Source organism: Candidatus Nitrosopumilus koreensis AR1, assembly GCF_000299365.1.
Lineage (GTDB): Archaea > Thermoproteota > Nitrososphaeria > Nitrososphaerales > Nitrosopumilaceae > Nitrosopumilus > Nitrosopumilus koreensis.
The window spans coordinates 389,942-416,290 of the sequence record NC_018655.1; the positions used below are offsets into that span (position 1 = coordinate 389,942).

Annotated in this window: 25 protein-coding genes; 14 read left to right on the forward strand and 11 right to left on the reverse strand. The window is 34.4% G+C overall.

The features are described 5' to 3' along the window. The first annotated feature begins 19 nt into the window (after window positions 1-19). The gene (locus NKOR_RS02270; RefSeq protein ID WP_014962742.1) at window positions 20-391 is read left to right on the forward strand and encodes a response regulator; all 372 of its coding nucleotides are present in this window, start codon (window positions 20-22) and stop codon (window positions 389-391) included. On the opposite strand, the gene NKOR_RS02275 is transcribed toward NKOR_RS02270, so the two are convergent. Beyond that, window positions 386-1,246 carry a hypothetical protein gene (locus tag NKOR_RS02275; protein ID WP_014962743.1) on the reverse strand — a complete coding sequence of 287 codons (861 nt, stop codon included), beginning with the start codon at window positions 1,244-1,246 and terminating at the stop codon, window positions 386-388. The two genes, NKOR_RS02270 and NKOR_RS02275, sit on opposite strands and share 6 nt — an antisense overlap. Window positions 1,247-1,420: 174 nt before the next feature. Between NKOR_RS02275 and NKOR_RS02280 the strand changes: the two genes are divergently transcribed. The 7 genes from NKOR_RS02280 to NKOR_RS02305 all read left to right on the forward strand — a co-directional run bounded on the left by NKOR_RS02280 (window position 1,421) and on the right by NKOR_RS02305 (window position 9,349). Next, a complete protein-coding gene (locus NKOR_RS02280) occupies window positions 1,421-2,455 on the forward strand; it encodes a Rossmann-fold NAD(P)-binding domain-containing protein (protein WP_014962744.1) in 1,035 nt (344 codons plus the stop codon). After that, window positions 2,452-3,183: a polysaccharide deacetylase family protein gene (locus tag NKOR_RS02285; protein ID WP_014962745.1), complete on the forward strand. Its 732-nt coding sequence runs from the start codon at window positions 2,452-2,454 to the stop codon at window positions 3,181-3,183. The genes NKOR_RS02280 and NKOR_RS02285 overlap by 4 nt, the downstream gene beginning before the upstream one ends. A 1-nt stretch (window position 3,184) precedes the next feature. After that, window positions 3,185-4,624 (forward strand): glycosyltransferase family 2 protein, encoded by a 1,440-nt coding sequence (locus NKOR_RS02290; RefSeq protein ID WP_014962746.1) that lies wholly within the window; start codon window positions 3,185-3,187, stop codon window positions 4,622-4,624. Next, entirely contained in the window at window positions 4,609-7,035 is a 2,427-nt protein-coding gene (locus NKOR_RS02295) for a polysaccharide deacetylase family protein (RefSeq protein WP_014962747.1), read from the forward strand. The genes NKOR_RS02290 and NKOR_RS02295 overlap by 16 nt, the downstream gene beginning before the upstream one ends. Window positions 7,036-7,397: 362 nt before the next feature. Further along, window positions 7,398-7,520: a hypothetical protein gene (locus NKOR_RS10495; RefSeq protein WP_255348573.1), complete on the forward strand. Its 123-nt coding sequence runs from the start codon at window positions 7,398-7,400 to the stop codon at window positions 7,518-7,520. 73 nt (window positions 7,521-7,593) lie between these two features. Further along, on the forward strand, window positions 7,594-8,406 hold the full coding sequence (locus NKOR_RS02300) for a PEFG-CTERM sorting domain-containing protein (protein ID WP_232203028.1): 813 nt from the start codon (window positions 7,594-7,596) through the stop codon (window positions 8,404-8,406). Between the two features lie 139 nt (window positions 8,407-8,545). Beyond that, on the forward strand, window positions 8,546-9,349 hold the full coding sequence (locus tag NKOR_RS02305) for a CFI-box-CTERM domain-containing protein (RefSeq protein WP_014962749.1): 804 nt from the start codon (window positions 8,546-8,548) through the stop codon (window positions 9,347-9,349). Between the two features lie 185 nt (window positions 9,350-9,534). Here the strand turns inward: NKOR_RS02305 and NKOR_RS02310 are convergent, their stop codons facing one another. The 3 genes from NKOR_RS02310 to NKOR_RS02320 all read right to left on the reverse strand — a co-directional run bounded on the left by NKOR_RS02310 (window position 9,535) and on the right by NKOR_RS02320 (window position 12,879). After that, the gene (locus tag NKOR_RS02310) at window positions 9,535-9,921 is read right to left on the reverse strand and encodes a DUF302 domain-containing protein (protein WP_014962750.1); all 387 of its coding nucleotides are present in this window, start codon (window positions 9,919-9,921) and stop codon (window positions 9,535-9,537) included. 153 nt (window positions 9,922-10,074) lie between these two features. Next, window positions 10,075-11,613, reverse strand: a complete 1,539-nt coding sequence (locus NKOR_RS02315) for a galactose oxidase-like domain-containing protein (RefSeq protein ID WP_014962751.1) — start codon at window positions 11,611-11,613, stop codon at window positions 10,075-10,077. Between the two features lie 18 nt (window positions 11,614-11,631). Next, window positions 11,632-12,879, reverse strand: a complete 1,248-nt coding sequence (locus tag NKOR_RS02320; protein WP_014962752.1) for a tyrosinase family protein — start codon at window positions 12,877-12,879, stop codon at window positions 11,632-11,634. A gap of 224 nt (window positions 12,880-13,103) precedes the next feature. Here NKOR_RS02320 and NKOR_RS09880 point away from each other — a divergent pair, with 224 nt between their 5' ends. Then, window positions 13,104-13,277 carry a hypothetical protein gene (locus tag NKOR_RS09880; RefSeq protein ID WP_016939592.1) on the forward strand — a complete coding sequence of 58 codons (174 nt, stop codon included), beginning with the start codon at window positions 13,104-13,106 and terminating at the stop codon, window positions 13,275-13,277. Between the two features lie 98 nt (window positions 13,278-13,375). On the opposite strand, the gene NKOR_RS09885 is transcribed toward NKOR_RS09880, so the two are convergent. The 3 genes from NKOR_RS09885 to NKOR_RS02330 all read right to left on the reverse strand — a co-directional run bounded on the left by NKOR_RS09885 (window position 13,376) and on the right by NKOR_RS02330 (window position 15,262). Next, entirely contained in the window at window positions 13,376-13,531 is a 156-nt protein-coding gene (locus NKOR_RS09885; RefSeq protein ID WP_014962753.1) for a hypothetical protein, read from the reverse strand. 253 nt (window positions 13,532-13,784) lie between these two features. Then, window positions 13,785-14,099, reverse strand: a complete 315-nt coding sequence (locus NKOR_RS02325; protein ID WP_016939889.1) for an exonuclease/endonuclease/phosphatase family protein — start codon at window positions 14,097-14,099, stop codon at window positions 13,785-13,787. A 230-nt stretch (window positions 14,100-14,329) separates the two neighbouring features. Beyond that, window positions 14,330-15,262 (reverse strand): hypothetical protein, encoded by a 933-nt coding sequence (locus NKOR_RS02330; protein WP_014962754.1) that lies wholly within the window; start codon window positions 15,260-15,262, stop codon window positions 14,330-14,332. 46 nt (window positions 15,263-15,308) lie between these two features. Here NKOR_RS02330 and NKOR_RS02335 point away from each other — a divergent pair, with 46 nt between their 5' ends. Together NKOR_RS02335 and NKOR_RS10500 are read left to right on the forward strand one after the other, a co-directional pair. Next, a complete protein-coding gene (locus NKOR_RS02335; RefSeq protein ID WP_014962755.1) occupies window positions 15,309-16,427 on the forward strand; it encodes a hypothetical protein in 1,119 nt (372 codons plus the stop codon). Beyond that, window positions 16,424-16,546, forward strand: coding sequence for a hypothetical protein (locus NKOR_RS10500; RefSeq protein ID WP_016939595.1), 123 nt, complete (start codon window positions 16,424-16,426; stop codon window positions 16,544-16,546). Before NKOR_RS02335 ends, NKOR_RS10500 begins: the two co-directional genes overlap by 4 nt. 699 nt (window positions 16,547-17,245) lie before the next feature. Here NKOR_RS10500 and NKOR_RS02345 read toward each other — a convergent pair. The 4 genes from NKOR_RS02345 to NKOR_RS02355 form a co-directional block, all read right to left on the reverse strand. After that, window positions 17,246-19,705, reverse strand: a complete 2,460-nt coding sequence (locus tag NKOR_RS02345; protein ID WP_014962757.1) for a CHAT domain-containing protein — start codon at window positions 19,703-19,705, stop codon at window positions 17,246-17,248. Then, window positions 19,702-20,589: a hypothetical protein gene (locus tag NKOR_RS02350; protein WP_014962758.1), complete on the reverse strand. Its 888-nt coding sequence runs from the start codon at window positions 20,587-20,589 to the stop codon at window positions 19,702-19,704. Before NKOR_RS02350 ends, NKOR_RS02345 begins: the two co-directional genes overlap by 4 nt. Window positions 20,590-20,788: 199 nt before the next feature. Then, window positions 20,789-20,932 (reverse strand): hypothetical protein, encoded by a 144-nt coding sequence (locus NKOR_RS09890; protein ID WP_187146199.1) that lies wholly within the window; start codon window positions 20,930-20,932, stop codon window positions 20,789-20,791. Window positions 20,933-20,985: 53 nt separating this feature from the next. Continuing rightward, a complete protein-coding gene (locus NKOR_RS02355; RefSeq protein WP_014962759.1) occupies window positions 20,986-21,267 on the reverse strand; it encodes a hypothetical protein in 282 nt (93 codons plus the stop codon). A 71-nt stretch (window positions 21,268-21,338) separates the two neighbouring features. Here NKOR_RS02355 and NKOR_RS02360 point away from each other — a divergent pair, with 71 nt between their 5' ends. From NKOR_RS02360 to NKOR_RS02370, 3 genes are all read left to right on the forward strand, one after another. Next, entirely contained in the window at window positions 21,339-22,130 is a 792-nt protein-coding gene (locus NKOR_RS02360; RefSeq protein WP_014962760.1) for a helix-turn-helix transcriptional regulator, read from the forward strand. Between the two features lies 1 nt (window position 22,131). Then, a complete protein-coding gene (locus tag NKOR_RS02365) occupies window positions 22,132-22,725 on the forward strand; it encodes a transcriptional regulator-like protein (RefSeq protein ID WP_232203029.1) in 594 nt (197 codons plus the stop codon). Window positions 22,726-22,902: 177 nt separating this feature from the next. Beyond that, window positions 22,903-26,199, forward strand: coding sequence for an OmpA domain-containing protein (locus tag NKOR_RS02370; RefSeq protein WP_014962762.1), 3,297 nt, complete (start codon window positions 22,903-22,905; stop codon window positions 26,197-26,199). Window positions 26,200-26,349: the final 150 nt, after the last annotated feature.

Here is a 26,349-nt window from a genome sequence, read left to right on the forward strand (position 1 = left end):
ATTCAAAAAATGGTGAATCTTGACTACAAACAAACTGATACTGATTGTTGATGATGACATTCCGTTGTTAGAAAATACTGCATACATGATAGAGACACTTGGTTATGATGTTGTCACTGCAAAAGATGGTATGGAGGCAGTTGACGTGTATAGATCTGCACAACCTTCGATGACTTTTATGGATGTTAAAATGCCCAAGCAAGATGGATTTGATGCGTTTTTCAAAATTAAAGAGTTTGATCCTGATGCAAAAGTTGTATTGATTACTGCTTATAATATGGATGAGAAAAAGCACCTAAAAGCTAAGAGTATGAATCTCTTAGAAACAATAGAAAAACCATATGATATGGAAAAACTAGAAACAACTCTTGATAAATATCTGAACTCATAATTTTTTTAGATTTTTTACTATTTTGAATCGTTTTTCATAAAAATCTGTCACCTCATCTAAAAATGACTGATACCATGATTTTAGATCTCTGTCTCCTTTTGTGATCAATTTGTACCATTGTTGATATTCCAGTGAAGATTTTTTTTTCTGAGGATTTTTTGAGATTAGTAACTGTGTGTAGTACCAACATGAAATCTGTTCAGCCAGATCTGTTTCCTCAATATGTTCAAAATTATCAAGATATTTTGTTGAAAGGTATGTCAGGATTTCGTATACTGGTATTTTTGAAATTTTTGTAGTTTGGATGTTATCTAAGAACAACCCTTTTGCTAACAATCTTAATCTGTACACCTCGTTGCCTATTGTATTTTTCAGATATTCCCATTTTCCAAAAATCCATGGTATCACGTCCTTGTATTTCTCTGCCATCATGTCGATCTCCTTGTTTGTTAGGTCTAAGACATCTAAGCAATACAAAATACCATGTATTGATAGCCTGTATATGTTGGCAGGTGCCTTTAGTCTACTCTTTCCATCAATAACCACTAAACCTGTCTCGAGAACACCCATGGAATGTCTTCCTCGATCATCTCTACCCACAAGAAATTTTCTGTATTGTTTTTCTCTGGATCTAATTTTTGCAGTATCGTTTGCTAGTTCCACTTTTGCCATCCCCCACGTTGTCTGTGGACCGTTTATGGCAAGTACGTGAAGCATTCTTTGGATATTTTCGTGATGTTTGGGGATGGTTTTTTTCCTATATGAAAATTCTCCATACATTCTTCTTGCAGTTGGTCTTGTGTATGTCTTGTATGCATAAAGATTTCCTAGTGTGCCTGGTTTTATTTCTGCCAATCACACAACTCCATCTTTGATCATATAATAATTTTATAGAGAAATTCTACGTTAGCATCCCACAAACAGCTGGACATTTTTTTATTTCATCTTTATAGCTGTGATGAGAATCCTTCATGGCACCCCGCATTGTCACATCTATTGTGAAATATAAAAAAAATTTTCTGGTTTATCATGAGCAAATTTACAATAGAACAAAAACATGTTTCTGAAAATAACAAAAAACACAGAATTGTTTCGTGTTTTGGTTGTTTTTCACAAATGGAAGTAAAAGAAGGTGTAATTGGATATGGTGGAGATTTTTTCCATCCACAATGTTGGAAGGATTTTGAAAAATCTTCTACGGTAACATCTGATCTTAAAACCGGCCAAAAGAAAATTCTGATTATTGGTTTAGGTGAAATTGGATATACTAATGCACAATACATGTCAGAAATTGGACTTTGGGTAGATGGCTATGACATTAATCCAGAAACCATGCAACGAGCACTAGATGAAAATGTAATCAAAGAAAAGGCTGAGAGTTTTTCTGGCTATGATTATTATCTAATCTGCATCTCGACACACAAACCTGAAAACATGTTTGTGCCTTATCTTGATGGTGTATATGAAACCGCATATAGGTTACTAAAAGAAGCAAAAAATGGAGCACTATTAGGAATTGATAGTACAGTTCCACAAAACACAACCAGGAAAATCCTAGAAATTCTTAACCATAAATTACACGTTGTTCATGTTCCACACAGATACTATAAACATGAAAAAGATGAACATGGTGTACAACAAGAACGCGTAATTGGAGCTTGTGAACAATGCTGTTTAGATGCAGGACGCAAATTTTACGGTCATGTACTACGAATCCCATTACATATTGCAAACACTCCTGATGTTGCAGAACTGACAAAAATCGTAGAAAACTCGTATCGTTATGTCCAAATTGCTTTTTCAGAGGAAATGAAAATACTTTGTGACAATATTGGTGTCGACTTTGACGAACTTCGAAATTCGGTAAACACAAAATGGAATATTGACATGCTTCAAGCTATTGATGGTATTGGAGGGCATTGTCTTCCAAAAGATAGCCAAATGGTGCTTGATTTGTCAAAACAATATGTTCCAAACAGCATCATTGAGTCATCAAAGAAAGTAGATTCCAGATACAGGATGCATATCAAAAACAAAACACTTCTTCCCACTAACTCGGCATGAACATCAAAATTGCCGGTGCTATTTCTACTGGACTAATCATAGTTTTAGCAGTTGTATTGGTTATGCCTCCTTTCTTGTCATACCAATTTACACCTCAGCATGTATTACTTCTATTTACTATTGATTCGAAAAAAGACACATCGTCTTGGTGTACACAACTATCTCAAGTTTTAGAAAAACATGACGCAACAGCAGCCATCTTTTTGTCAGGAAGTACTGCAGAACAACATCCTGACTGCATAACATCTTTTTCTGATGAAATTGATATTGGAAGCCAGGGCTATACTGGTAATTCTATTCCTCTTATACCTGATTACTCTGACCAACTAGAGGAGGTTAAAAAAGGAAAACAAGTAATTGATGAAATTGGAAATTTTGATTCCAAACTGTTCAAATCCCCCTATGGAGATACTGATCAAAATATTTACTCTCTTCTTGAAAAATCTGGAATTTTAGCTGATTTTTCTTATGATACGCAATACAATAAATTCCATAATGGGCAATTTATCTGGTTTACAATCGAGTCATACGATGCAAATTCATTTAGTATTGATGACATTCCAACAAAAAGTTCAGAACGCATTAACCCTATAATAATTAATTTTGAAAACAACATCGCTATAGATGAAATTGATGATCTTTTATCTGATGTAAAAAAACAACGAGTCACATTCGTTAGCGCTTCGGATTTGGTTGGCTTTGAACTAAACTCGATGGAGGGATTATAACATGTCTGAGCTAGTACAAATCCCTAACAAAACAAACCAAAAAGTTACCTCTGATGGAAAAATACATGTCGAACAGAAAGGCTGGCTAGTTAGAATACCTACTTTGATTGGTATTTTGTGTACCATGTTCTATACTGCCTACCTGGGAATTGAATTCGGTCAACCATTGATTGTTTTTTCAGTAATCCTTCCACTGCACTCTTTTCTAATTTTACTGGTTGGGTGGTTTTTTTACAAAAACCCTGCACATCATAGCAAAATTGACAATGCCTTGATTTCTGTAATTGTTCCTGTCTACAATCAACAAAACATGATTGACAAGGTTCTAGATGCGATATTTGCCTCTACCTATTCTAACATAGAAGTGGTGGCAGTCAATGATGGTAGTACCGATAAGAGTTTAAACAAATTACGTAAACTTGAAAAAAAATACCCTAAACTACGAGTATTGAACAAAAAGAATGAAGGTAAAAGAAAAGCAATTGCTGATGGCTTTAAAATCTCTAAAGGGGATTATTTTGTTCTAATTGATTCTGATAGTATTATTGATAAATACGCCATTGAAGAATTTGATAAAGCATTTGCAAAAGATTCCAAAGTGGGTTCACTGGTAGGACATGCAAAAGTTTGGAACGCTGAAAAGAATCTCTTAACCCGATTTCAAGATGTATGGTATGATTATTTCTTTAACATACGAAAGACAACTGAAAGTACATTTGGCACTGTTTTATGCTGTTCGGGTTGCTTGGCAGCATATAGACGAGAAGCTTTGGCACCATTTATCCCATTTTGGGAAAAATCAAAAATCCACTATGGTGATGACCGAGAACTTACATCATATGTCATTGCCCCTAAATGGGCAAAATCTGAAATTGAAAACCTGTATGTTGATAATAATGGAAATTCTCTTTCTACATTGACTCAGAAAACGATGAAGGCGATGTCTGAATATGATGATGCAGAGGACAGAGCCTTAACTGCCCAATCTCTTTTCAACTGGAAATCACAATATGTCGCAAGCTCCGTGGTTTATACCGATGTTCCTGAAAAATGGAATATTTTTATCAAACAACAAAAACGATGGAAAAAAGGTACCACTAGAGTTAATTTCTTTGTAAGCACCTTCTTTTGGAAACGCAATCCGTTGATTGCATTGATCTTTTACCTTGATTTCATGTCCATGTTTTCAACCCCATTGATCATGGTTACACTATTTGCATACGTACCAATAATATTGCAAGATTGGACACTTCCACTAATCTATCTACTGGGAATGATTCTGCCTGGATTGTCGCATGGAAGTGACTATAAATTCAGAGATACAAAGTCCAAAAACTGGAAATTTAAACCATGTATGGATCTGGTTACGACATTTGTTACCTCTTGGTTAATATTTCCTGCACTTTGGAGCTTTAAGAAAAATGAATGGTTGACAAGATGATCGACAAAAAATTATTTTTATTATTTGTTGGTGTGTTGTTGATTCCCAGCTTGGCCTCTGATGTGTTTGCTGAAAACACTGCGCTTCAAATCGAACTAACATATCCTAACGGTGACAGGGTCTCACTTGGCAACACTAACCTTGTAATTGAATCTCAAGATGATTCAATACATCAGGAATTGATAGGAACGTCATCTGAACCATATTTTACCACTGAACTGCCAGTTGATTCCAGATATGAAATTCTAGTATATGTCAACGATATGCTGGCAGGAACAAAGTATCTTTCATTAGATGATAAAACAGAACACCTAATCAAAATTCCAATAAATCCTTCTGTTGGGATGAAGTTTATTGCATATTATGAAGATGGCAAAACTCCCATTGAAGGTGCTCTCTTGGAATTATATTCTCATAATGGAAACTTGATCAAATCTGCAAAAACAGATGCTGAAGGTAAAACCCTCAGATTTTGGGTATCTTCAACTATTGCCACAGGTGATCATTATAGAGTAAAGATTTCAATCTCAGATGATCTAGTCTATGAATCCACAGAAATACGTCTTGGTTCGGGAAGCTCAGATTTTGACATTGTTACAAATTGGCCTGCTGTAGTTGATTTTATCAAAATAAACAGTAACTTGGAAAATTACCCCAATCATTCTTATGAAAAAAATGTTGTTGCTCGAGTTTTTAATGAACAACTAGAAAAATCAGCAACATTTGTTCGTGATTCAGCTCACATCACTGAACTACAAGTAGGCAAATATCAAGTATGGGTATTTGAGAAAAACAACCCTTCACATTTGCTTGCCAATCAAACCATCATAGTTGATGACAACTCTGGTCAGTATGATGTTTCTGTCTTGAACTCTTTGCCTGAATCAAATGTTGTATCCGAACCATCATTACAAGTCAATTCCAATCCTGATAAATCAGAATTTTTAAATGATTTTTCAAATCTGTCTTGGACAAAACAATCTTCTTCAGGGCAACAGACTCAAAACATTGATGATAATCTCTTACAACTAGTAACTGAAGGAAATAATGATGCTGTCTTTACCAGAAGTTCCTTTGATAAAATGGATCTAAGTGATAAAAAAATTACAATATCTTATTCACTTGATAATATTTCATCACTTGAACAATTTTGGATTTATTTCTCGCATGATGACTTTGAGTCTTGGTATACTCACAAGATATCCGTTCCTAAAGCAACTGATGGCAAGTTGTTGACATACACTTTCCAAATATCTGATTCAGACATTACTGGTGAGCCCGACATGTCTTCACTATCTCAAGTACAGGTCAGAATAAAAGATAATTCTGTTGGTCCTGTAACTTTGAATTTATATGAATTTTTTATTGAAAACACCTCCTCTGATCAAATAACTAATGTGGGATACTCTGATCTAGAAAGTTGCAACTGTGTAGCATTTAGACTGGATGACATCCAAGACTTTTTCTTGGCCGACGTACAAATAGAACTGATTAAGACTTTTCAAAGAAATAACGTTGATCTAACAATTGGAGTGATTGCAAATCAAATTGGAAAAGACATTGATCTAACTGACTTTGTCTCAAGTGTGTCTGATGCGCCTGGAATCGGGTTTGCAAATCATGGGTGGAACCATGATGATTTTGCACAATTTGATACCGTGGGTCAGGAGATGTTGATATTAAGATCCAACAACAAGATTGTTGAATTGTTTGGGGTGGAACCAACTGTTTTCATCCCACCTTTTAACAGCTATAATGATGCAACTGTGTCTGCGTTGTTGTCATTAGAGTTTACACATTTTAGTTCAGAACTTGATTTCGCTACGCCACCATTCCCACTTTCTGGCCAAACTTTGTATCATTTTCCAGAAACAGCGTTTACCGGAGAATTAAATGATGAAAGAACACAATTTGTTGGATTGAGTGCTGATACTACCTTTGATCAGGTGACAAAAAGCATTAGTGAGCATGGATTTGCAGTAGTTACATTACATCCACAAGAATTCTCATTATTTTATCACCAAAACTATCAAAACGATGTAAACTTTGCACAAATTGAACAATTGGAGATATTGTTTGGAAAACTAAATGAACACAACATTGACACCGTTTTGATAAGCGAAATAAATACCGAGCCAAACCAAAAATTAATTGTTCCTCAATGGATCAAAAACAACGCACAATGGTGGGTTGAAGACCGTGTTTCTACTGAGGAGTTTGTTAATTCTTTAGAGTTTTTAATTTCTGAGGATGTTATCCATGTGTCTCAAACAGAACAGACTGGAGTCTCGCATGAAATACCTGTATGGGTCAAACAAAATATTGAATGGTGGGCACACGGATTTACCAGTGATTTGGAATTTCTAAATGCAACTGAATTTTTAATACAAAACGGTATTATTCAAATTTGATTGAATTTTTTCAAATAAAAAATTATGGTGTTACAGGTTTTATGAAAAACACTGTAACACTACCATCATTGATCTTTACTTTTGATTTTCCAAACATGGGGTGTTTTGAAAGTTTCATTTTATGCCTCCGCAATTTGGAATCTGCTTGATATTGAAGCATCTTCTTGACACATTTCTATTTTGAAACATATCATGCATGTTCTGAACCTCTCGTCGTATTCCCATTGATGGTTATGGTTGTATTTCATTACGTGCTTTACATAAAATGAATATTTATCATTCTTTGAAAAACTGCGGGGTACCTTCATGGCACCCCGCAATTAATCCTACAATCTATTATATCTTCATACGTAATAGATAACATGCAAGTCCTACAAACAAACAAACGAATTGCCCTGACATCAAATTCATCCTCGTCTCATTCATCTAAACTAACATGGAAGGATGTACAGGGACTTTCATGGATATTTGAAGATGATTGGTGATGCTTAATAATCACTTATCATAAAAATATTCTATGAATCAAAATTTTCTAATTTTATTTTGTGGTGATGTGAATTGAAAATCATCTTCTTATTTAGCATGTTGATTATTGGTAGCTTGATTGGTACTGCACATGCTCAAAACACCTATGACATTAACATTCCTACTGGTGCCTCAGATCCTACTGCCCCCTTTTTTTGGCAAAGTGAAAAGGGTGGGGGCACAACAGGTGTAATTGAGATAATTGTTGGTGATACTGTAGTCTGGAAGAATGCTGATACCGTTGCACATACTGTGACTTCTGGAACTCCTGAAACTGGTCCTGATAACATGTTTAACAGCGGCTTGTTTGCTCCTGGAAAATCTTATCCATTACAATTCAATGAAGTTGGTAATTTTCCATATTTTTGTACTGTTCATCCTTGGGCAGTTGGAGAGGTTATAGTTACAGAAGGATTATCTGTGTTGCCTGATGTGGGTAAAAAAATAACTAATGGAGATTCCTCTTTTGATCTTGAATACAAATTTAGTCGATTACTTGATAATCCTCAAATTAACGTTGACCAAAAATCAATCACTTTTGAATTGATAGGGCAATCACAATCCTCTGATCATGATCTCTTTTTGAAGTTGCCTTCTGCACTTTTAGATGGGCCTTATGTGATCTGGGCTGATGGTGAAAAACTTGTTGATTTTGAACATGAACAAGAAAATGGACTCAATACTTTGCTGATTCCATTAACAGAGAAATCAAAAACACTTACAATTGTAGGAACATATGTCATTCCAGAATTTGGAACCTATGTGATGATAGTTTTACTAACTGCCATTGCGTCTGTCATAATGGTATCTTTCAAATTAAAATCAAACCTTATTCTACGTGTTTGATTTTAAAATTAGTCAACTCGTAAACTGGAAATTTCACATGTGCGGTTTTGACAAACTTGTTTAATAGTATCATTTATCAACAAGAAAAATCAAAAATTTCCAATTGAAATACCTGGTAATATTTTCTATATTTCTTGTAATGGGAACTGCTTTTGCACAAACCCCGTTTCGTGATACTGCAGGTTTAACACAAAATGGTATTGAATGGTGTGAGGAGAACTACCAATTATACCAAATGATGGGTAATGATTTTTTTGAGCATCATCACCATTCAATAGAATCCAGACTATGTGGGAATCTTTACAATGATGGTTTGTGGTTTTATACGGGATATGACAGATATCAAAAATTAATTGAACAAAGTAGAATGTATTACAATTTAGAGATACAAGAAAGCTTTGTGGAATCTAAAGAAGGAAAATTAGACACAAAACCTGTAGTTGTTGAAGAGATTCCGCAAGTGATATCCCAGCAACAAAAAGAATTAGAAAACATGAATAATGAATCTGAATCAAATGTGGTGGAACCTTCTACTTCAATTGAGCCAACATTAGATCAAAACAACGATTCTGACGCGGGAGGATGTCTAATTGCAACTGCTACATATGGCTCTGAACTGGCTCCTCAGGTACAACAACTAAGAGAATTTAGGGACAACAAATTATTACAAACAGATGCGGGTTCATTGTTCATGACTTCTTTTAATGAGATATACTATTCATTCTCGCCTACTGTTGCAGATTATGAAAGGAAAAATCCGGTTTTCAAGGAAATAGTAAAGGTTGCAATCACTCCGATGATTTCTAGTTTGTCTATTTTGAATAATGTTGATATGGATTCAGAAACAAAAGTACTAGGATATGGAATTTCATTGATCCTTCTAAATCTTGGAATGTATGTTGGAATTCCATCTGCATTGATTGTTGGAATTAGAAGAATTTAGAATCAAAACAATATTTTACAAATCAATTGTTCATCTAGTTTAAATTATCCATCTCAAACGTTCACTTGCCGTCATAAGGTTTGTAGGCATAACCTAGTTGGTGTATTCCATACGGAATGAAAAACCTTCAATCTTTGTTATAGATTTTATATAAGTGAATTTTTGCTCTTACAGTGAAAAATCAATCATTTCACGACATTGATAATTTCAATCAACTTTGTTTCAATTTCTTTTCCCATTAATTCTAATTCTTTATTTGATGCAACAGAAAGCAATTCAGTTGGTCTTGCTAAACTAATGTGATTTTCTCCATCTTTTTCAAATACTGCAATAGTGCATGGGAGTAATAACCCAATATTGGGATCAGAATCTAACGCTTTTTTTGCAGCTTGAGGATTACACACCTCTAGTAGTTTGTATTGATGTGGATAATCGACTCCTTTTTTAGCAAATATTTCCTTAAAATCAAGAGTCCCTAAAACTCCAAATTTTATTTCTGAAAGCTTGGTAGTAATTTCTTGAATGATTACATCGATATCTTTTTGTGTTTTTACGGTATAGTTAAAGGTCAACTATGAGGATAGAACAAACTACTGCATATAGTTTTGTGATGACTAAATGAGAACCTATTGCATATGTCTCAAATACATGGTGCTCCCACCGAGTTTTGTCAAATCGGTTAAACACCCCCTACTTTTGTTTATAACGAAATTATATTTTTTAATTCAAGTTCCTATTCTGACAGGTTTTCCAACAGAAGGAATTCCGTTATTATCAATAACAAATAGCAAATAATACCCTGGAGGGGCCCAACTTCCATTTTTTGGACTTTGAATCTTTAGAGTTGCAGAATTCTCCACAATATTTAGAAACAGACAGCGCTGGTCCATGTTATTGTTATGTGTAGTAGATGACATTCGTATTAATGAAACTTTGGTAATGTTTGTTGAATCAGTTGCTATTTCATATTGAGTATCGTATTGCATAGAATTGGGAGAGTTGGTAATTTGTGGTCGAGTGTTACTTGCCATATATGGTGGTTCTATTATTTCAATTTCCTGTTCAAAGTGCTGATCAGGTCTGAATATTGCACGAGTAAAATCGTGCCCAGTGCTTCCCGCAGCCAAAACACTGCCGTCAGATAACAAAATTGCTGTACCATGATATAACCTGGGTTTTTCCAAAGGGTTTGCTAATTCTTGCCAAGTTTCAGTTTCAGGATCAAACAATTCAATTTTCATAACTGCAATCTGATTACTATCTGCAGTTCCTTTTTCTGCACCATTAGTTACCAAAATTTTTCCATCAGGAAGAAGAACAGAGTCGCATAGAAATCTCTTCAAATGATGAGGTTTTTCTTGCCACCCTGCAGAGTTAGTTGGGTCGTTCAGAGGTATGGTAAGCATTTCGGGAATACTTGTAGCGTCATCCTCTTTTCCAGGTTTCATAACAGTACTGCCGCCAATTACCATTATTTTTGCAACTTGATCATCATGGTTCAATGGCAGCATAACACAGGTTCCCATTCCAGGATATGTTCTAGTGCCTCCGGTTGAGGTTACAAATTCGCCAGACAAAAATTGTTTTTGAGAAATATCCCAAAACTTTGTCGTTTTATCAGAATGAACAAACAGGTGATTCCCTGGAAGTACATGTAAGTAAGGATACATGTGGATGTGTTCAAACCCAAAAGATTTTGGTTCGGAAAGTATGTTTGTAGTAGAATCAAAAATCTGGTAACTTTTGTTCATAAATCCGCCAAACAATGCATGATATCCATGAGACCACGTGCCTGAAACAATTAGTGCATTACCATCAGGTAACGTTACGCATGTTGGATACCATCTAGCTTTGGACATTCCCGGAGAATGTCGCGTCCATTGAAGATTTGGGTCAGATTCATCAGGATCAAATGTATGTATGTCATGATCAGCTGCTTCTTTTCCCAAAATCTTTAACACTAAAGGCAATACTCCAATAACAGTTCCAAAAATAACATGAGGATAGTTGAAGGTCGATTGTCCGCCTACAACCAACAATCGTCCATCTGGTAAAAAACAATGTCCAGAACAAAACAAATTGCGTTTTAGGTTGGAATTCTCATGATGATCAGGATTGTTGGGATTCCATATGTTTGCCTCACCTTTAGTCCAATCCCATAATTTTTTATGAGAACCTGAAAACAATAATGCCTTTCCGTTTTTGAGTAAACCCAGATGAACTGCGACAGTGTTTAATTTATGAAGATGACTGTGATGACTCATTTGAACACTGTCTCAATACTATGGCAATGGTATTTCCTGTGTTTTTGCTAAAGTACCTGTACTTGTTCCATTAACAAAAACTTCGATGTCATCTCCACCAAGCTGTACGCCTCTGGCAGAATTAACATGGTTGTCCGTATGGCTTATCTCTAATATTACATCCACAAAGTCATTATCGCTTTCCGTTCTTCCAATCCTGTCTTCATATCCAATGGTTGTCAAAATTTGATTTAAGATTCCATTATTTGCTGCAAATTTGTCAGGTACACTCCCAATTATTTTGTATCTAGAAAGAATTTCACCTGTTGTTTGGTTTCTTATCTGAAGTGTATTTGCTAAAAATTGCCGTACAGGTATAGGAATGGTAAGATTATTGTCCAGAACATGTCTAGGGGTAACAATATCATAATCAGAAAAGGTTGGGAGTAAACCTTGTAATGAAATTCCAGTTGCAGTGCCTGTTCTGGTGGTAGTTGTGTCTTCAGAACCGTCCCAAGGCCACATTCTATCATTTAGTCTGCTTCCATAACTTCCATCATTATTTGGATTGTAATTTTCGGGTCCAGGATGAAGCTCTTGCCATTTTGACCATAATCTGTCAATATTTGCATGGTGTAAAAAGAATATTGGATCATTTGGAGATGTCATAGATGTCATGTGTCCTCCAATCCACATGTGAATACTGCCATGAGGTCCTTCAAGTCCTGGTAAAAAGGAATCAAAATCATTATCTCCGTTTACTGCATCCATGGCCAATTCTCCATAACCTGAAACTTGTGATAACTTTGAAGAAGACAATAATGTGGAATCTCTAACAAGTACACTCCCATTGTTTCCTCCATCCAACTCCGAATGAACTTCCCAATTGTTTTCAACAAAATAACCACTTGTTATTTTATTTCCATTATTTGGATCTCCTGGAGGTCCCATAAAATCATCTGTGAATATTTCTGTAGTGTCTGTATCATCTCCTGAAGACCAATTCCAATAAGGGAGGGATAAAGTAGAATCTACTGTTCTAATTGCTTTTTCAAATCTGTTAAGGTATTCACGATGCCAAGCCAAAAATCCTGGTACAAAATGGGCCCCATCTCCAATAGGAATTCCGTTTCTAAGACGTCGTGTAACGCCATAATGGATGGCTACAAATTCATCATATTTGCTTAATGTGTGTCCTGGTTCAATTGTTTGTTTTAAAGTTAACAATGCATTGCAGTACCTCTGTCTTTCATCAGGTAAGAAATCTTTTGCATTTTTTCTTGTCAAATCTTTTCCTCCAGATCGATGTGTTTTTTCAGATCCACTCTGTTCATTATGTTAATACTTTATGAACCTAATAATTAAGCGTTTATGGATAGAATTAGGTAAATACAATTTACATATAAAATTAAACTGATATCTACGTGAAATCACTGTATTTAACAAATATGTGAATCTATGATTATCTTAAAATAAGAAAGAATTATTAAATATTCCTTCTTATAAGAAATATGTCTTTGGGAGCAATAAATGCAGTTCGTGATTTGCAAAATAGCATTACTAAGATGTGCTATGACTATAGACAAGTCAACAAACTCACTGGACTGGAAAATACCACATTAAAAGATCTTGACGCCTTCTTACAAGAATTAAAAGACAAACAAACAGAGCTTGAAGAGTCTTAATTAATCCCAATCATTTATTTTTTATATTTTCATCACATGTCAAAAAACTTTCTTTATTTTGATTTTAAGTTCATATTCAGATGAGAAATGTACAAAATCTATTCAATATTCAACTGAATCCACAAAGGTAAATGATCTGATATCTGGTATGTGAATTTCTCTTTTGTCATGGAAAATTCAGGAAATGGATACAATGCATGGTGATCACCTTGATAAAAGTCAACAGAACCCGCTTTTTCTATTTTTTTTGGCATATTTCTTATGGTAAAATATCTGATCATAACGCTTATCTCGCTTGAGATTTGTTCCTTTCTTCCCTAAAATGGCCGAATGTGTATGAAGATTGTTTTTTGTGATTGCATCAAATAAACTACTGTTCTCAGATGGAATGTTGAAATCTCCTAGAACGATCATGTCTTTTCCCTTGACATGTCTAAGTTTTCGTCTTTCTTCAATCCAGTCCGCAAGTTTGCTCAATGCCTCTTCTCGAGAGTTTTCATTATCCCATCAAATATGTACTGCAAGCATCACAAATTCGAATTGTCCAGCTTTAAATGACACAAGATAAGGGCTTCTCCACCATGTCAAGATGGGAATCCATTCATCAGTTTTATTTTCTGGCTCTAATCTTATTGGATCTGCTTCAGCTGCAAGTCCCGTAAACTCTATGATTCTACCGTCATATAGATAACCAATTCTTTCACCATTTCCCTTGACATCCATATTTGTATCAGAATAGATTACTTTCCAATATGGGCCCATGATTCTCATGATTTCTTCAAGATCGTCTGTGTTGACAGTAAGTTCAGTTATTGCAATCATGTTAAAGTTTGAGAGAATCTCTGCAATGTAATGTAATGATATTTGTTTTCTGTTTCCAGCAAGTTTTCTGATGTTCCATGTTGCAATCTTTATGTTCTTGTCAAGTATCGTATTGGGAATTTCTGCATTCCTAATTCGTTCTCGGAGAATTTTTTAATCCCTTTTTTGTGACATCGTCAATTTTACCATGATCCATAATACGCTATTCATAAAGTAATACAAAAAGATGTCTAGAATCTTCGATAAAACTTTTCAGTGTCTTCTCTACTTTTTTCTGATGATTTTAGAGGTGTCTTTTCATCCCATGGAATATACTCCCATTTCCAAAAGTCATGGTTGTTGTCGTGTGGCGCCAGTGCGTGGTTTGATGTGTTAATAAATACTACTGGGTGGTTCTTGTCTGAAAAGTAATACTTTATTGGAATTATTTTTTGGTTATGGGTTGAATCATCAAACAGAGTTTTATCATTACTGTAAATATTATCAAAATAAAACTGATCTTGTCTTATCTCAAATGTTTCAATATCAATTGTCCTTCGAAATTTTAGGAATCTGTACAGTTTGTAGAAAGGATCCACTAGGAAAAATTTTCGTAACACTTCGCCTTCAAACGCTAGAGTCACTTGGTAGTTTTGCCCGTTGGCAATTATGTTGATTTCCCGTAAAAAATTTTCCCATGCATCAACTCTGGGTTGATATACCACTGGAAGAATTTTGGAGTTGGTAGGAGAATAATTGGGAAAAATTATGTTGTCTTCATTTTTAGGATTGTTAATTTTTTCCACAATTATCTGATGCAAGGAAATGATCTCCTCCTTGTTTTTAGATGATATTCTAACATCTTTGAGATCCCTGTGGTGACGGTCTTGTGATTGCAATACTGTAAACTCCAAAACAGACTCTGAATCAGTATGATTGATGGTTACTTCAGTTATGGTAAATCCCATCATCAATTTTAGCCTGTATTCAGATTTTTTGAATTTTGATTTTCCTGATCTCTCCCGTCTTATAACAATATGAGCACCATCATTTAGTCCAAACACTGTGACAGAACATTCTTTGTAGTGCCAAGTCTTCTCTTTGTTTGTCCACTTTAGATATCGTCTTCCATGCTCATTGAATTCCTCATATTTTTCTTGAATATATGAAAAGTGAAATGCCATATGTAGTTATGAATATCTTAAAATAAGACTGTTACGGTAATAATCTGTGATTACAGAACGCTCAAAAGATTTTGTAAAAGCAGAAAAAGATTCTAGTGATCCAGACCATCCAAAGATCAAATACGTTATTGATAATGAACGGGTAAACAAAGTAGTGTTATCTGAGATAAACGAGTTTAAACAATTTCGGGACGAGTTAGAAAAAGAAGGAAAACAACATGAACTGATCTTTGATAAAATAATAAAAAAATGCAAAGAAAATGAGATAATGTTTGAGGCAAAAAGTAGACAAATAAAAGAAGAGCTTGACAAGAAAAAAGTTACTGCAAATATGAAAGAGGATGGAGAAAAGCAGGCAGAAAAGACAAAATTTTCTAGTTACATGAACTACATTGCAGGAACTACTCTTGTGGTGATTGGAATGCTTATGATACTTTCAATTGGATGCGTTGAATGGACACTATGCTCAGTTGAATCTAATCCATACCTTCAGATTCTAGAGTCAAACTTTCTCATGGTTCTTGTTGGAACTGTAGTAGGGCCAATGGTTTCAAAATATCTCAAAGAAAAATATGATATTCAGATAAAATCTGAACAACTTGTTATGATTACACAGGATGCCGTAAAAACAGTATCAATGTACAATAAGGTGGCTAATGAACTAAGAGATGATAAAGGCCAACTCTCAGATGAACAAATAGAAAAGCTTCAGAATGCAGCATTAAGCTCAATTAAAAACAACTTTGGTACGGACAAATACAAAGAATTGATAACGAGTCTGAGCGGTCAGGCATTCAAAAAGGCAATAGAGTATGCAGTAGCACAAAAAAAGATTGAGAGTTTCCCATTAGAACAAGAACAAGTTGAAAAAATTGTAAGACAAAGTCTTGATGCTGTACCATACGTAATTGATTGGCAAAACAAAAAACCAGAAGTAAAGGAGACCTTTATTCGAGGATATGTAAAAAACCTTTTGCAAAACACGGGTGCTGATGGATGGGCCTACAATGCACTTGAAGGCGTATTTGATGCAGAAGTAAACAAAAGATTAACGGCTGCTGCAGTTGCAGATGCTCGAGGCTTGATAAAAACAAATGAAACAGAACCCATGAAAAAATATTCCAGTGTCATAGTTGATGCGGTTTTAGAATCAGGTGTAAAATGACATTTGCTGTTGGGATTAATCTTCCATGGGTTGGAAGAGATTATGATCATGACTTTGGTAATAACATGACACGTAAACCAGATGTTACATATGACCTTAGACCAACAAGGAGCAACTGAAAAAATAAAAGTTGGCTCAAAATAGCAATAGTGTGGTAGGAGTACTGTGACCAATACTCGGTAAACAATATTTTGCATGCAAACCAATCACTAATTATCAGATATTTTTAACTCACAAATGATTGGTTTACTCTTGATCTATTACACTTCCACAATTTTGACACTTGAAGTAAAATGGTTTTCCATCAACTACCATTGTTGGTTGGAGTGTCTGATTACAATTTTCACAAGTTTTCGTTGACATATAATGTGGGATATTAAGATAGTATTTGAATATTATGTTAATAAAAGAAAATGATATTATCACTATCCATACCTTGTATGGAAATTACATGCGTATTGTTAAAAACTACTCTAGTATGCTTCAAATTGTTTGTCCATCTGCTTTAACCATGATTTGATTTTCTTACAAACTTCTGGATTCATAGAACGTGTCTTTCTTTTGTAATTCTATTGAAAAATCAAGGGCTTGTTCTGACATTGAAATCCCCCTGTATCTGCATTAATTGTAAATCCTTTAGTTGATTATGTTCTTCCATGAAATAATGTTGCATTGTTACTATCTGAGTAACATAATTCCGTGTTTTTTCTTCTTTTTGCTCCTTTACCTTTTGGTCTGTTAAATCTCTAATTATGGCATCTGGATCACGAGTTCTCACATATTTTGTATGTTACTATGATATTTTTCCGAGTTTGAGATTAATTACTAGTATGAGATTGCCCATCACCAATCAAAATAAAACTAGTCCATGTGCGAATTGGTAATTTATCCCGAATGAAAGCTTTACACGTTTTTTGGATAGCTCTTGAAACCCCTTCTACAAGAAGATGGGAATAATACTCTTCCATAAAATATCTTCCAATTTTATCTTCTAATGGCCAAATACTTCCAATAACATTTCTTACTCCTGAAATAAAAAATGCAGGTACAAGCCCATATGGTTCATCTCCGGGCCCACAACGATAAATTCCACCATTGCAAATACTTAGTATTACTAATCCTGCTGAATTAAGTTTTAATGTACGTATTTCATCAGCATTGAGATTGCCGTCATGAGTTTTAGATGGTGTAAGCATTATTCGATGAGAATCAATTATGTCCTCTTCTGGGAATTCGCCATGAGTTGCAAAGTGAATAATACTTTTTCCTGAGGATTGTTTACGTAAAATCGATTCTGTTGCTTTTTCTTTATTATAAATAAAAGACTCTAATTTATCTACGTATTCATTAATGGACTCTAATTCCTTTGCAGATTCTTTTAATGGAGGAAGTTTAAATTTTGATAAATCTGGATTACCTAATGCAAGAAAACTAGAAAATTCTGGTATCTGTTTTTTTCTTAACTCGTAAAAAATTGTTGAACTTGGTGCAAAAATTATTTCAACATGTTCTATGAGAAAACTACCATCCTTAGATTTCAAAGCAGCAAATGGTAAATAATGAAGAACACCATGTGGAACAATAATGCATCTTTTGAAATTTTGTAATTCAAATCCACTTTCTATTATGGGTAAAATTATTAGATCATAACATTCTTCAAGTTTTTTGATTGCTTTTTTCTCCGTCCCTTCTTGAATATCCACACGTAAACCTCCAATGAAATTCCCCAAAGGACTTACATCTAGTGGTTGTTGGCCATCTATGCTCATAATGCCAATCATTCCAGGATTTTTAAGCGAGTCTAGTGGAATTTGTAAAACTTTACTTTCCTTAGATGTTATGATGATGACCCAGAGCTCAATGCTTGGATGAGTTGGATGATTAGGCATAAAAAATTCTAATAATATTTCATCACCTTTTAATGATGTTTGTATTTTGCGCATAGTTGTAACATTACTTGTTTTTTCAAACCCTGCATTATGAAGACGATATAATTCCTCTATCTCTTCTTGTTGCAAATGTCTTTCAGATCTATCAAAAGCTGTTCCAATCGATAGTCTACTCATCAATTGCCCCTCAAATTGAATAATCTCAGGCACATTAGATTTACTAGTTGGGGAATTAAATCGAAGCAATTTTTTTTCTTTATCAAAAATTATTTCACTAATTTTTTTATCCTGAAATTCTTTTGGTTTTATTTGCATATAATCAAGTAAAGTTCTTGCCTTCAATCTCTCTATGATTTCAAAAATTTGTTCATCTTTTCTTTCTCTAAGAATGCTCTGAAGAATTTCAGATAATGAAGATTCTATAAACTGAGTACACCATAGGCGACCTGCTCTGGATTTGAAACTTTTACGAAAAGATTCCATCTTATCAAATATTGAATCCTGTAATTTTTTAAGTTCTTGTAAATTGTCATTGTATTCTTTTTCTATACTGTGCCATTTACTAATGATATCTAACCAAATTCCGTCATTTTTTGCAGTTAATGCAACTTCACTGGCTATTCTGAATCGTTCTGAACCAACTTTCATATCTCCATATCTGTATGACAAGTATGCAAGATTTGTAAGAGTTTGACAAGTTTTATTCAAATCACTTGGTATTTTTTGATATACAAAATTAGTTTCAACCTGTTTTTCTATCCCTTGAGTGATTTCTTCTAAAACTTCATCTTTGAATTTTTTTTCTTGTTCAAGTAGGAAGAAATTAGAATTAACTTTTGAAATAATCGTGGATACTAAACTAACATATTGCTCTATCCATACTCTCTCATTATTTCCTTCAATTGATTTTGTAGCGTTGCTTAGATCTTGTAATACTGTTAATAGTAAATCATCCTTATCTTTTGGAGTTTTTGTCTCTTCTGATGCCCAAAAAGCAGAATCTGCCATGACAAAATAAATTCTAAAAATCAGATATTCTGCTTTTACTTCAAGGCATTTTTCTAATAAACTAGAAATCTGTTCTCGTACTGCAAGATAATCTGAAGGCTGTTTACAAAGCATATATTGTATTTGCCAAAATTGAAAGTAGCAATACAATGCTTCTTTTCGATATCCAAGTAACAAGAAAATATTAGTTGCTCCACGATAAGCTGCAGTTGCATTTCCAAGTCTATTTGAAGATGCTTCGTGATCTGCAATCTTTTTGGCGCGTTCAGCTAATTCAAAAGACACTTGATTTTGATTTTGTTTAAGAAAATTCATCAAGTTTGCAGGATCAGAGATAGCTATATCAAAAATATCATTTAGAAGTTTTTCTTCTTGATTCATCTTGGAATCAGTTCAACTTCCTGTGTAATTTCATCAGTCAGAAGTGGAAGCTCTTCATGACTTAGTCTGTGCCATTCTTTTTTGTAAGGGATCACTCCCAATTTTACTTTCATTTGAACTGATTTTGCTTCTTGAGCTACTTTCAGAATCATAATTGATTTAAAATCATTTGTTCCATGAAGTTCTGATTCCATGTTATACTTCCAAAAAATTTCAGGATCATTTAATCCAGATACTTCTATTGAAGCTTTTTTGTATTCGTACTGGAATGGTCCTAAAATAAAATTCGATTTAAGATTGCCATCAACCTTAACATCAGCAAAAGGAATAGGTTGTCCAATTACTTCTGGTACTGAAAACTCTAAATCAGCATTAATTCCAAAAGAGCCTGAAACATTTGCCTCAAAATATTTTTTGTCTTTTCTTCCCGGAAATAATTGAGTGGGGAATGTTTTCCTATTGTCTTTAACTACATCATCGCTTAATTTTACATTTAATTGTGCAGTTTTTGGAAACAGACCTTTTTTCAACATTAAGCCAAAAAAGAATTCAATTAGATAGAAATCATATTTCATAGTTTCATGTTGTGTGATTATTTTTGGAGGTATTTTTTGTTCTGCATTTTTATACATTGGAATAAGTGGCGTTGAATCTATTTGGCTTGAAATTCGTATTCCATCTTCATATGTTTTGATAATTTCATCATCAAATTGTTTTTGAATATTTAATTCTGGTACTTGAATTTGTTCTGTTATCGTACCACGTTTAACAGTTCTAATTTTACCTGGTTGACTTGCATCTCTATCAAATTCTAGTTTGCGTTCAAGAGATCTAATTTGTGTTTTATCAAAAGATACTTTTTTTACAATGGGGTTGTTTGTCATAAACGTCTGAAGATATTATAATTAATAATATTTTACTAATTCAATTTACTGAAATAATTATGAATATATGATTATAATAAATATATAAATATATGATTATAATAAATATATAAATAAATTATTTTACTCAAAATCTGTTTTAGGGTCAAAATGTGGCTGAATCCAACCCAAAAATTCTAAATGACTATTAAAATCAAAATTATTTGATATTTTTTCTTAGGGTCTCATTAACCACACTGGAGAAACTTACCCTCTCTGATGATTCCCTGATTTGCTTTGCTTGTTTCTCTCGAAGTTTTTTGAAAACGTCTTCATCCATAACTATGGTGATGCGCTTTCCCATATGTCCAACTCTCTACGTGTAGTTATTATACCTCACGCATATTTTTTACGTGATTAATACCACAAGTCTGCATTGTTTTTCATGTTTCTGATAATCAGTGGATCTTCTAATGTTTTGACATCACATGAAAATGCTAATGAGATTATCTTATGATCTACGTATCTTTGGAAAAACAAATCCAGATCCCAGCATGGATAAAAGTAATGGAAATGAAGCACTCTGGGTATGTCGTAATGGTCTGCAAGACTGACTATTCTGTATGGCAATGACTCTATTCTTGATAAACATGTGTTACAAACTGGCATGTCATCATTTTCTTCATTTAGGACAATCATAGGGTGGGAACTTTGGTATATCATAAAACATTTAGTTAACAGGTATGTTTAGTACTCAACGGGGATTGTGTATGGTCAGTGGAGCTGAATTAATTTTGGAATTATCAAGTTCACAAAGAATGGACATACTTCAACTTCTTTCAGCTACTAATTTGAAAGCATCAGAGATTGCAAAAAAATTGAACACGTCAATTCAGGCAATATCCAGACATGTTGACAGATTACATGCTGCAAAACTAATTGAAAAAAATGAAGATGGAATTTACAAACTAACTGTAATTGGTAATGCTTTGTTGCATCAATACCCTTTTTTTGAGTTTCTTGGCAAGTATAGGGATTATTTTGAAACACATGATTTCTCAGGAGTGCCAGATCACCTGTTAGTTAGGATTGGCGACTTGTTAAACTGTGATCTAGAAACCAATACCATGAAAGCACTACAACGTTCACGAGACTGGGCAGCTAGTATGGAAAAATGGGTTAAAGGTGTGACATTTACAATACCCCTTGAGTACTATGAAACTGTATCTAAAAGCATGAGAAATGGAGCAACTCACAAGATTGTTTTTGGAAAAAACTCTGTTGTTCCTAACGGGTATTATGATCATCCTAGAAGAAAAGAATGGGAACAATATATTGAATCAGGACAGATACAAGAAAAAATTGTAGAAAGTGTACCACTTGTTGTTGGCTTGTCTGAAAAAGAGGCTCATCTTATCTTTGCAAATAAAAAACTAGGATATCCTGACATAAAAGGCATATTTTTTAGCAAAGATCCTAAGTTCAGAAAATGGTGTGAAGACTTGGTGGATTATTACTGGACGTTGCCAGAAATAAAAAATTTCAAATTAGTTGAAAAATAAAATGTTACAAAACACTTCTGAAAAAATTGACAATTTGATCTCAAAAAAAATTCAGGGGATTGATTTTTTGGCAAACAATGAACTGTATTTTTCTAGTCACAATTTTGGTGATGTGCCCGACTATCTTTTATCTCAGATAGAAGCATTTTCATCCTGCCGTGTGTTGAGTTCCGTCTGGTCTTCCCATTCATACTGCCAAAAAATTATCAGTGACTCTGAAAAGTTTGTTTATTGCATATTCACTCAGCCTCCGTTTCTTTTGGCAGATATCTTTTATCAGAAATTACAAAGTGGAACTCCATTGAAATTTCTTTTTGGAAAAAACAGTGATATCCCAGAATGCAACGATCTTGTAGACAAACTACAACTTGACAAACCAAAACTTGACACACAACTTAAAAAACGAATGTGTGATCATGTGGCAGCTAATCTCATAATGTCTGACAGTGGTGCGTGTTTGATGCTTCCAGACAATAACAATGCGACTGATATGGTTATGGGAATTGCAGGAAATGAAAAGCCGTTTCTTGATTGGTGTGTTTCTTTTTTTGAATACAAATGGAATACTGGAGAAATGTTTGCAAGGTTACGATAAATGTTGAGTAGTAAACAACACTTGGATGTTGATTTTTTAAAATTTTGTTTTAGATGTGGATAAAAACAAACTAAATGTTTAATGCTAAACGTCTTTGTTTAGTTTATCTTTAATAGTTTATTATAATCCTAAATTCTGAAATTGCGGAATTTTCTATATGTTATCATATTTTCGATCATGTTAGTCACACAACCTTTGATAATCTCTTCTTTTGCAGATTCTACATACAGTCAGAACGAGTCTATGGGCAATCTTGAAGTTGACTGGGGAGAAACAGTAACTATATCGTCTGGTACTACCATAACAATAACCACGCAAGGTACTGTGACAGTAAGTCAAGAAGGAGTATTGATAAACAATGGTCACCTCATACTGGAAGAATATTCTGAATTAACTAACAGTGGCACAATCAAAAACAACGGGATAATTACAGTTAACAGTGTATCTGAGTTACACAATCTGGATGGAGCTTCTATAATCAATAATGGAATTATTGATCTTAAACCTGCTCCTGATGGTGGTTTACTAGAAAACTTTGGAACCATAACCAATACATGTGAAGGTCAGGTCAACGTACCCTACCAAAACCAATTTTCTGGTAATCAGCCGATAAATGATTGTCAAGATACTGCACCAAAAGATGATGATCAAGACAACGATGGAATACCTGACAAATACGATGAATGCCCCGTAGATCCTAACAATTTATGCAAAGATTCCGACAATGACGGAACCCCTGATCCAAATGATCCATGTCCAGAAGATCCTGATGATTTGTGTTTAGATTCCGACAATGACGGAAAAATTGACAGGTATGATCCTTGTCCTAATGATCCTAATGATGGTTGTATAGATAGTGATGGTGATGGTATACCCGATTCTAGTGATCCTTGTAAATATGATCCAATCAATGGATGTGCAGATACTGGTGATTCCGATAATGATGGTTTGGATGATGGCATAGATGATTGCCCAAACCAACCTGAAACACAAAACGGTTATCAGGATTCTGATGGCTGTCCAGATACTGCACCAGAACAAAAATCAACAACTGGTACAAATGACTCTGACAATGACGGCATACCAGATGATAAAGATTATTGCATAAACGATCCTGAAACAGTGAATGGGTTTGAAGATTCTGATGGCTGTCCAGATTCTTTGCCTAAAGAAAGCTACCAAACGCCAACAACAAATAAAATTGAACCCAGATTATCTACAACATCTGATTCATCAGGAAACACTAACATCAGAATTGATTTTATTAACACAAATACTGGAAAACCACAAGAGCAAATTGATTATAGGCTTGAGATAACAGGTAATGGCAAAACAGTTTTTGGCCCTACTGGTCTTTCACATACCTCTTTTAGTTCTCTCTCATTTAATCTGAATCTCCCACCAGGAAATTATGAAGCAAAAATAACAATTGAAGGAGTGATGTTTGAATTATCATCTCCTAAAACAACTAACATTGGTTTTACAGTTGGACAGACATCTTTTATTCAATCATTTTCTGATCTTGCATTATCTGTAAAACATGATCCTTCAAATCAAGAACCAGTAATTGATGAATTTCCAATATTTTATGTCACTGTTACAAACTTGGGTCCAGAACCCACGTCTGACTTTTTCTTAAAATTTGAAACAGACCAATCAAGTCAGAGATTACACTATATGCCAGATGAATGTCAAGACATTTTGTGTGCAAAACCCATCTCTGATTTTACTCAATCATTACAGGATAAAGTGTTGCAACCTGGACAAAGCATAACTGCCAAGGTGGTATCTGGATTTAACACCCAAAACAAGGTCACAACAGGATACAAAATATGGGAAATAATACTAGATGTGCCAGAAGGAACAGATACAAACCGTGGAAACAACTTTGCCAAAATTCAATATTCTGTAGGCTCTCAAGTTTTGGATACTGATGAGGATGGCATTGCAGATTCTGTAGACAGATGTGTCAATCAGAAAGAAATTTTCAATAATTTTGATGATGCTGATGGATGTCCAGACAATGCAGATGATAAAGATGCAGATGGAGTGTTAGATGTGATTGATGAATGCCCTTCTGAAAAAGAAACTAGGAACGGTTATCAAGATTCTGACGGTTGTCCTGACAGAAAACCCCAACAAGAAATGCGTGTAATGCCTGATTATGTGGCAAGTACTGTGGGATACTGGACTGCAGGACAGGTATCTGATAATGAATTCAAAGATGCCTTAGGCTATATGATAAAAGAGAAAATTATCTATGTTAATCCTGTGCCTAATGTGTCATGTGGTGACACAGGAATTCCCTCTTGGATACGTGACTCTTCATCATTCTATGCTCAAGGATTAGTGTCATCTACAGAGTATCTTAATTCTATTGAATATATGGTAAATAATGGAATCATATCTTCTAATGGTGTGGGTTGTGAATCTGTGAAGAAAATCTCTCTTTCCTGTCCTTCACCATTCGAACAAGATGAATCTACATCTTCTAATATTCAAGTCAATTTTTATTTAGACACTTCATACCGAACCTTTGAAAAAGCTAGTGCAACAGTCACAGGAATGGACAGTGATAATGTTTTGCATCAAATATGTTCTCCTGAAGATTATATCAATTATGATTCCTGTGTGGAACAGGAACGAATTGTAGATGGAACATTGAGCGTTGCAAATTGTTTAGGTGCTGTTGCTGAATTTTCTGATTTTGATAGGCCCACTGGTGTGTGGCCTCTTGGCTATGTTCTTCCACTAAACGGTTTTGAAAATGGAAAATTGTTCTTAAAATACGAATACCAAACAGACAAAGGCAATTCTGGTACTGTTTATGATGACATTGAAGTTAGAAAATCTACTCCAAATCCATTATGGCACGATCATACAGACAACAATCATCTAGATCTGTTTTTGTCGCCTGCAAGTAGCAGTTATCCTATCCGTCCATCTCATTTGGATTGTTCTGGATGTCCTCAGGATATTTTAGATAATCCTTCAATATATCAAGAACAAATGTTAGAAAAAGAATTGACATTACGCCCTTCAGACAAATTTCAAATTTTTATCGATGATGAAAGATTAGATGATCCTTTAGCTCTTGATATTGCTTTAAAACTTTGGGGAGAAGTATTTGATAGAGGTGTAGATCTTGCCACTGGCGGATATTACTTCTGGGGAGGACGTGTTCTTGGTGTTACCAATGCGTTAGATATCACGGACTACCCCACATCTGTAGGTGATGCAATTAATGAACTGCATGAAGATCAAAAAAAGCATAAAATTTTCGTTATGTTATACAGTGAAAATAAAAAAGAACTATTTCCAGTAATTGCATTAGAACATGATGATGGGCAATTCATTACATATCCAATCGAAATAAGCCATGTGACTGATGAAGTTGGTGACAAAATAATAGTTTTTTACACCAATGGGTTTGATCGAACAGTTTCCTCTACAATTAATGTGGGATTGCATTAATCTTAATCCTCTCGATTTTTTGACAGATTTTTATGGCAACACAATATTCAATTCACTATTCTAGTGTCGGAACAATTTAGTTTTGGATTGTATGTGTGATGTTGATTACTAAACACATTTGTTTAGGAATATTTTAAAACCAATTTTTAA

What these genes read in the sequence shown, in the direction of transcription:
- NKOR_RS02345 (WP_014962757.1), bottom strand. Translation starts at nt 19,705, where the DNA reads ATGAATCAAGAAGAAAAACTTCTAAATGATATTTTTGATATAGCTATC.
- NKOR_RS02285 (WP_014962745.1), top strand. Translation starts at nt 2,452, where the DNA reads ATGAACATCAAAATTGCCGGTGCTATTTCTACTGGACTAATCATAGTT.
- NKOR_RS02330 (WP_014962754.1), bottom strand. Translation starts at nt 15,262, where the DNA reads ATGGCATTTCACTTTTCATATATTCAAGAAAAATATGAGGAATTCAAT.
- NKOR_RS02290 (WP_014962746.1), top strand. Translation starts at nt 3,185, where the DNA reads ATGTCTGAGCTAGTACAAATCCCTAACAAAACAAACCAAAAAGTTACC.
- NKOR_RS09890 (WP_187146199.1), bottom strand. Translation starts at nt 20,932, where the DNA reads ATGGGAAAGCGCATCACCATAGTTATGGATGAAGACGTTTTCAAAAAA.
- NKOR_RS02355 (WP_014962759.1), bottom strand. Translation starts at nt 21,267, where the DNA reads ATGATTGTCCTAAATGAAGAAAATGATGACATGCCAGTTTGTAACACA.
- NKOR_RS02295 (WP_014962747.1), top strand. Translation starts at nt 4,609, where the DNA reads ATGGTTGACAAGATGATCGACAAAAAATTATTTTTATTATTTGTTGGT.
- NKOR_RS02315 (WP_014962751.1), bottom strand. Translation starts at nt 11,613, where the DNA reads ATGAGTCATCACAGTCATCTTCATAAATTAAACACTGTCGCAGTTCAT.
- NKOR_RS02370 (WP_014962762.1), top strand. Translation starts at nt 22,903, where the DNA reads ATGTTAGTCACACAACCTTTGATAATCTCTTCTTTTGCAGATTCTACA.
- NKOR_RS02305 (WP_014962749.1), top strand. Translation starts at nt 8,546, where the DNA reads ATGGGAACTGCTTTTGCACAAACCCCGTTTCGTGATACTGCAGGTTTA.
- NKOR_RS10495 (WP_255348573.1), top strand. Translation starts at nt 7,398, where the DNA reads ATGCAAGTCCTACAAACAAACAAACGAATTGCCCTGACATCAAATTCA.
- NKOR_RS02280 (WP_014962744.1), top strand. Translation starts at nt 1,421, where the DNA reads ATGAGCAAATTTACAATAGAACAAAAACATGTTTCTGAAAATAACAAA.
- NKOR_RS02350 (WP_014962758.1), bottom strand. Translation starts at nt 20,589, where the DNA reads ATGACAAACAACCCCATTGTAAAAAAAGTATCTTTTGATAAAACACAA.
- NKOR_RS10500 (WP_016939595.1), top strand. Translation starts at nt 16,424, where the DNA reads ATGACATTTGCTGTTGGGATTAATCTTCCATGGGTTGGAAGAGATTAT.
- NKOR_RS02325 (WP_016939889.1), bottom strand. Translation starts at nt 14,099, where the DNA reads ATGATTGCAATAACTGAACTTACTGTCAACACAGACGATCTTGAAGAA.
- NKOR_RS09885 (WP_014962753.1), bottom strand. Translation starts at nt 13,531, where the DNA reads ATGCCAAAAAAAATAGAAAAAGCGGGTTCTGTTGACTTTTATCAAGGT.
- NKOR_RS02365 (WP_232203029.1), top strand. Translation starts at nt 22,132, where the DNA reads ATGTTACAAAACACTTCTGAAAAAATTGACAATTTGATCTCAAAAAAA.
- NKOR_RS09880 (WP_016939592.1), top strand. Translation starts at nt 13,104, where the DNA reads ATGTCTTTGGGAGCAATAAATGCAGTTCGTGATTTGCAAAATAGCATT.
- NKOR_RS02360 (WP_014962760.1), top strand. Translation starts at nt 21,339, where the DNA reads ATGGTCAGTGGAGCTGAATTAATTTTGGAATTATCAAGTTCACAAAGA.